This window comes from Actinoalloteichus spitiensis RMV-1378, from assembly GCF_000239155.1.
Taxonomy (GTDB): domain Bacteria; phylum Actinomycetota; class Actinomycetes; order Mycobacteriales; family Pseudonocardiaceae; genus Actinoalloteichus_B; species Actinoalloteichus_B spitiensis.
On the sequence record NZ_AGVX02000357.1, the window covers coordinates 1 to 6,360 of the forward strand.

General features: G+C 72.0%; 4 protein-coding genes and 1 pseudogene. 1 reads left to right on the forward strand and 4 read right to left on the reverse strand.

What is annotated here, in order from left to right; genetic code table 11:
• Positions 1-99: 99 nt before the first annotated feature.
• Entirely contained in the window at positions 100-762 is a 663-nt protein-coding gene (locus ACTIDRAF_RS29215) for a TetR/AcrR family transcriptional regulator (RefSeq protein ID WP_016699727.1), read from the reverse strand.
• Positions 763-844: 82 nt separating this feature from the next.
• On the opposite strand from ACTIDRAF_RS29215, the gene ACTIDRAF_RS0215955 reads away from it, so the two are divergent.
• Positions 845-1,510: an HAD family hydrolase gene (locus ACTIDRAF_RS0215955; RefSeq protein ID WP_157163063.1), complete on the forward strand. Its 666-nt coding sequence runs from the start codon at positions 845-847 to the stop codon at positions 1,508-1,510.
• A gap of 304 nt (positions 1,511-1,814) precedes the next feature.
• Here ACTIDRAF_RS0215955 and ACTIDRAF_RS29220 read toward each other — a convergent pair whose 3' ends face one another.
• The 3 genes and pseudogenes from ACTIDRAF_RS29220 to ACTIDRAF_RS0215970 all read right to left on the reverse strand — a co-directional run.
• Entirely contained in the window at positions 1,815-4,115 is a 2,301-nt protein-coding gene (locus ACTIDRAF_RS29220) for a xyloglucanase (protein ID WP_039787621.1), read from the reverse strand.
• A 425-nt stretch (positions 4,116-4,540) separates the two neighbouring features.
• Entirely contained in the window at positions 4,541-5,569 is a 1,029-nt protein-coding gene (locus tag ACTIDRAF_RS0215965) for a CobW family GTP-binding protein (RefSeq protein WP_016699730.1), read from the reverse strand.
• A 395-nt stretch (positions 5,570-5,964) separates the two neighbouring features.
• A pseudogene (locus ACTIDRAF_RS0215970) lies at positions 5,965-6,360 on the reverse strand (hypothetical protein); the annotation flags it as partial.

Genomic DNA, 6,360 nt, shown 5'->3' on the forward strand with positions numbered 1-6,360 from the left:
CGGTGGGAGGGCGGAACGGCCCGGGAGGTGGCGGGTCCCGGGGCGGAGCCCGCGTTCCGCGGCGAACGGCCGTCTCGCGCGCCGCGGGCTTCCAGCTGGTCAGCGCGGGGCCGGTGGTCGTGTTGGCCCTCGCCGCGCGGCCGTGGTGGTGGACGGTGTTCGGGCGAGCAGCCGCGAGTAGGCGTCCACGTTGTCCTCCACCGTGTGCTCGAGGAGCTCGCGCAGATCCGGGTCGTCATCCTCGGGGCGGGTCGCGGTCGCGGCGAGCGCGCTGGTGAGCAGTCCGTTGGCCAGGAACCGGGCAGCGTCGCCAGGGCCGAGACCCGCGTCGTCGCGGAGCGACCGGTGCAGGCTCGACAGCGTCTCCCGCGCGAGGCGCGCGAGGTCTGGGTCGGTTCCGGAGGAGATCAGCCGGAGGAGGACGAGCAATGCGGCCGGTTTCTCCGCGATGGCCCGGAGGTAGGCCCGACCGAGGACCTGACGGGTGCGCGCCGATGCCGGGTTCGCGGTCGGCCCGGAATCGGGGGTGGGCCGGAGCGCGGCGCGGACGTGGTCGAGGCTGGCGGCGACGACGTGCTGGAACAACGCCTTCTTCGTCCCGAACAGGCGAACGATGTACCCCTGGCTCACCCCGGCGAGGCGAGCGACGGTGTCGGTGCTCGTGCCCTCGTAACCGTGGTTCGCGAAGGCCTCCTGGGCCGCGGTGATGACCAGTTCGCGGCGCCGGGCCGCCGGGAGCCGACGCGGCGTGGGTGCGGGCACGCCACGGAGGTTATCAACCGATTCCTTCCGGGGTGGGCCGCGGCGTACGATGAGGAATCACGTGATTACCGAAGGATGGTCGATGTCTCCCCCACCACCCGCTCGCGACCAGGTGGCCGTCTACGACCTCGACGGCGTCGTCACCCGGCGGGACTCCTTCACCGCGCTGCTCGTCGACCGCCTACGTGCGTCACCACCCCGACTGATCAGGGCGTTTCCGTCCCTGCTGCGCCTGACGCTCCACCCGGGCGACGCGCAGCGTCGGAGCCGCGCCGCGCGCCGGGTCACGGAGGTCGCGCTCAGCGGGCTGTCCACTCCCGAATACCAGCAGCTCGCGGACGAGGTGGGCGCGCGCATCGGGGGCGACCCGGCGTGGCTCCGCGCGGAGGTGGTCGACCGCATCAGGCGCGAGCACGGAGCGGGAACCCGGGTCGTGGTGGCCACCGCCAGCGAACACCGCCTGGCGACCGCGTTGCTGCGGGCCGCCGACATCCCGTTCGACCTGCTCTCCGCCTCACGGCTCACCGGGGGACCCACCGGGCAGCGGGTCGCGGACCACCGTGTCGGCGCCCGCAAGGCCGAGGCCCTGCGGGAGTGCGGGGTTCCGCTCGACGAGGCCGTGTTCACCACCGACTCGTACACCGACCTGCCCACCGCTCGCCTGGCGGCACGGGTGGTGCTGGTCGGGGCGACCCGCCGCACCCGGGAACGCTACGCGGCGGCCGGCATCGACGTCCGGGCGCGGTGACCCGGCACCACCCCGGGGCCGCCGGTGCTGCCTGACGGACCACTGCCGTCAGCGCCGTCCACGTCCTGAGGGGACGCCGGGTGGCGGGTGGTCCGCGTTCCCGCCGTCACCGTGGGACACCCCTACCGGGCGGCTGAAGCTCCGGACTCGCTCATGCCACCGAGCGTCAGCCGCCGACGAGGGCAGGGGACGCCGCCCGGACCTGGGTCCGCCGCGGGTGCGGGGACCCGGTCCGCGTGATCCTGGGTAGCCGGTCCGTCCCCTCGCGGGTGGCCGCCGGCGGGACAGTCCGACCCGGTGCGGCTCAGCCGGTGGGATCCCCGTAGATGATGCCCCGACCGTTGGTGGCGATGTAGACGCGACCGTGGACACGGGGGTCCCCGGTGATCGCCGCCCCCGTCCACGCCCACTGGTGGTCGTCGTCGTTGATCCGGAGCCAGGTCGCTCCCGCGTCGTCGGACCGGTAGATGCCCCGTACGCCGTTCACCTTCGCGCTGGAGTAGAGCGCTGGGTACGTCTCCCCCGGCGCGGCGCGGCCGAACCCGATGTTGTCGGCCTCCTCGACGCCGGCGACCCGGCTGAAGCTGGCGCCCCGGTCCGTGGAACGCCACAGGCCGTAGTGGCCCGGTGCTCCCCCGGCGAGCCACACCTCACCCGCGTGCCCCGGCACGGCCTTGAACCGGACGTCACCGCTGGTGGGCAGTCCGCTGGCGCTGGTGGCGGTGAAGCTCGCTCCCCCGTCGACGCTGACGTAGAAGGTGCCGTCGCTGAAGCCGTAGAAGACGGCGGGGTCGACCCGGTCCGCCTCCACGGTGGCCCCGGCGGGGATACCCGCCGCTGGTTGCCAGCTGCCGCCGTAGCTGGTCGACACGTGCACGCCCGTTCCCTCCGGGCTCCACACGATGCTGCTGGCGTTCGCGGCCACCGCCACCGTGCCGCCGCCGGTGACGCCGGCCGGTCGCTGGCCCTGCCACCAGGTCTGCCCGTTGTTGGTGGAGATCCCGATGTGGGAGGACGCCGAGTCCTCGACGTCGCCCACCCTGACGACGACGGAGGGGTTGAGCTCGGCGAAGTCCAGGCTGCGTACCGCGCTCATGAAGGGGGTGGTGTGCATCATGGCGGGGACCTGGTCCAGATCGGTGTGCCGGAAACCGCCGATGTCGAGCATCCCACTGAGCAGGGGAGCTCCACCAGGGGGGCTGATGAGGTCGAGGACGGCCGTCTCCTCCAGCCCGAAGACCATCGGGCGGATACCGACACGGCCCCCGACGTCCCACGCCGTCAGGTTGTCCGTGCCGTAGATGGTGGCCCCGGTCCCGTACATCATGCGGTCCGAGTCGAACGGGTCGATCTCCAGCGCCTCGGTCATCCAGCCCAGCTTCGGGGAGACCTCCGGCGGTACCGGGTTGTCCTGGCCGAAGGACAACCAGGGCGCGGAGGAGGTGTCCAGGGAGTAGCGCGGGGTGCGGGTGGGGTAGTCGGCCCACTCCCAGATCGGGCTCCAGGTGCCTCCCCCATCGGTGGTCCGCCAGATCTGGGTGTCGGGCCACCACGAGCTGTAGGCGGTGACCATGAGCGTCTCCGGGTTGCGCCGGTCGATGGTCAACCCGCTGTAGCCGAAGTAGTTGTCGTCGGAGTCGGAGGGCACCGGGCTGATCCGGGTCCAGTGCCCGCTCGTGGTGTCGAACTTCCAGACGTCGCCAGCCGCACCGTCGTAGGGCCCTCCGGTGTCGGAGGTCGCGAGGTAGAGGTAGCCGTGCTCGCTGTCGAGCACTCCCTTGTGGGGCAGGAACCCGGTGGGCTGTCCCGGTAGTCGCTGCCAGGTCGTACCGCCGTCGGTCGAGCGGTAGACGTTGTTGTTCTTGTCCGCGACGCCGACGTAGATGTGCTGGGTGCGGCTCCCCGGGGTGCCGGTGCCCTCGTCGAAGGTCACCCAGACGACGCCCTGGTTGTCGCTGAGGTACCCGCTCGGGTCATCCGGGTCCTGCGCGTAGTCGCCCGCGTTCGGGAAACTGGCGACCTTCGACCAGCTGACGCCCTGGTCGGTACTGCGCCACAACCCGTTCCCGCTGGGCGTCCCCAGGTACAGGACCCGGTTGTCGTTCGGGTCGATCGCCAGGCGTTCGCCCATCCCCCGCCCCGGCATGTTCCCACCGAGTTTGAAGGGCAGTTCGGTGACCTGCCAGCTCTCGCCCCGGTCGGCCGAGCGGAGGATGGCACCGTTGTTGGGGTCCCAGTCGTTGGTGTAAGTCCCGGCGGCGAGGTAGACGCGGTCCGGGTCGACGGGATCGGTGGCCAGGCTCGCCACGCCCGTCCAGCCCCAGTCGTCCCACCCCACCCAGTCCAGCAGGGGCGTCCAGCGCTGGGTGGACTCGTTCCACCGGTAGGCACCGCCGATGTCGGTGCGCGCGTAGATCAGGTCGGGCTCGGTCTGGTTGAAGATGATGCCGGGGACGAAGCCGCCCCCACCGATCTCGACGTTGCGCCACGAGTAGGACGCCCGGGGCGTCGCCTCGGCCCGGGGTGCCGTGTCGGTGCCGGAGGGCACCACCAGGGTGCTGGCCACCATCCCGACCACCAACGCACCCGCCAGGTGTCTTCGCATGTGCTGTCCTTCCGGGGACACCGGCCCCGCGCACGCGCGGCGGCACCGGAGTGCGCGTGGGGACGCGCTGGCCCGGCGACGGCGGCGGAACAGCGGAGCCAAGAACAAGGAAACAAACGGGGACGATTCAGCGTCGGGAAAGGTTCACACACACGGAAACGAAATGTCAACCATTCTCCCGAAATCCGGACGCCACCGTTTCCCAGCGCCGGCGATCGAATTCACCTGGCTCTCGAATACCCGTCGGAGGCGGAGTTCGACGGCCCGTCGACCAGCACCGGGATACCCCTGGACGGGTATTCCGAAAATCCCCCGTCCGTCGCATTCCGGTGGCCTGCTCGCCACGTCGGTCCGCGTTTCCGCGTTCCCGTCAACGTCGTGTTCGACAGCGGCGTGCCGAACACCGTCGAACCGGCGGGCCGGCCTCAGTGCTGGGTGTGGCGCAGCACGCAGAGCATGCTCTCCGGGGGGAGCGCGTGCGGGGCGGGCTCCTCGCAGGCCCGCAGGCGCGCTCGGATGTCCTCCGGGTCCACGCCATTGCCAATCAGGACCAGGGTGCTGGTCCTGCCCTCACCTCGGCGCCACCGGGTGGGTTCGAACCGGAGGAAGCTGCCCACCGCGTGCACGGTGTACCGCTCCCGGTGGCCGGGGACGCCGAAGTGGACGAATCCCTTGATGCGGTAGAGCCCGGTGGGGCGTGCGTCCAGGAAGTCCATCAACCGACGGGGGTGCAGGGCCTGGTCGGTCACGAAGTCCACGGCCTCGTAGTGCTCGTGGAGGTGGTCGTGGTCGTGCCTGGTCGCGGCCAGGAGTTCGTCGAAGGACAGTTGCCGCGGCACCGAGTCGGACTGGGCGGGGAGGCGGCGGTCGAACAGGAGGCCGGGGTCGAGCCGACCGCGAGTGGTGGCCACCACGGGCACCTCCTCGACGATGTCCCGGAGAACGGCGGTCAGCCGGTGCCGGTCGTCAGCCGCCAGCCGGTCGACCTTGTTGAGGACCACCAGGTCGGCCACTCTGAGCTGGGCGTCCACCTCGGGGTGCCGCTCGCGGGTCCGCTCGAACTCGACGGCGTCGACGACCTCCACCAGGCCGCCGTAGGTGATCGCGTCGTTGTCGCTGGCCAGGAGGAGCCTGATCAGGTCGCGCGGTTCGGCGAGCCCGCTCGCCTCGACGACGATGACGTCCAGTCGCCTCGATGGGCGGGCGAGCCGGCCGAGGAGGTCGTCGAGACCGCTGGCGTCGACCGCGCAGCAGAGACAGCCGTTGGAGAGCGACACTGTGGAGTCCACGTGCCCGGCCACGCTCATGGCGTCGATGTTGACGCTGCCGAAGTCGTTGACGACCACGCCGATCCGGAGCCCGTCGGCGTTGCCCAGCAGGTGGTTGAGCAGGGTGGTCTTCCCCGCTCCGAGGTGTCCGGCGAGGATCACCACCGGAATGCGAGCGCTGCCCATCGTGCCTCTCCCCGGGTGGCGCCGGATGTGCCTGTGGGCGGCCGATCGTAGCGGCGCCGCCGGACCCGCCACCGGCCGGGGTGGGGCGGTGACGAGCACCTCGCACGGGGCTCACGCGAGCGGCCGCCGTGAGCGGCCCGAGGCCCGGCGGCGTGCGCGCCCGCACCGGTTCCCTCCCCGGTCCCGCGTCCGGCAGGCCAGCCGCGGCGGTGTCCCGTCCTGGTCCTGGGTGTCTCAGCCGCCCGCGACCGGTCGAGGCATCGCGCGGTTCCGGGTGTTCCCCGCGGCCGGCAGCCGCACCAGCTCGTGGTGTGGACCCACGCCGTGGGGTGTTCGGCGTGCGCCCGGTGGTCCGGGGAGCGGGGAAATGGGCCCGAGGTCCCCGTGGCAGCCCCTCACCGCCCCGCACCGGCCGGGGCGTACTCGTCGGTCAGGGCGTCCGCCAGCGCGCTGACCAGGGGGCTGACCTGGTCGGCGAGCGTCCAGGACGCGGACCAGGTGGGGTCGAGTTCGAGGAAGTACCACTGCCCGCCGGGCGTCACAGCCCAGTCACTGGCCGCGCAGGTCAGACCCAGGGTGTCGACCATCTCCACGACGGCGGCGGCGACGTCGCCGGGGACCGTGACCGGTCGGTACGGGAGGTGGTGGGCTGGTCGGTGCCAGTCGTGCCGCCCACCGAAGCCGGGTTCGTGGTCCACCGCCACCCCGAACGCGCGTCGGCCGACGACGGTGATCCGGACGGACCGCGCGGCGGGCACGGCTGCCTGGAACAGGTGGGTGCGCGTCCGCCC

What these genes read in the sequence shown, in the direction of transcription:
- ACTIDRAF_RS0215955 (WP_157163063.1), top strand. Translation starts at nt 845, where the DNA reads ATGTCTCCCCCACCACCCGCTCGCGACCAGGTGGCCGTCTACGACCTC.
- ACTIDRAF_RS29220 (WP_039787621.1), bottom strand. Translation starts at nt 4,115, where the DNA reads ATGCGAAGACACCTGGCGGGTGCGTTGGTGGTCGGGATGGTGGCCAGC.
- ACTIDRAF_RS0215965 (WP_016699730.1), bottom strand. Translation starts at nt 5,569, where the DNA reads ATGGGCAGCGCTCGCATTCCGGTGGTGATCCTCGCCGGACACCTCGGA.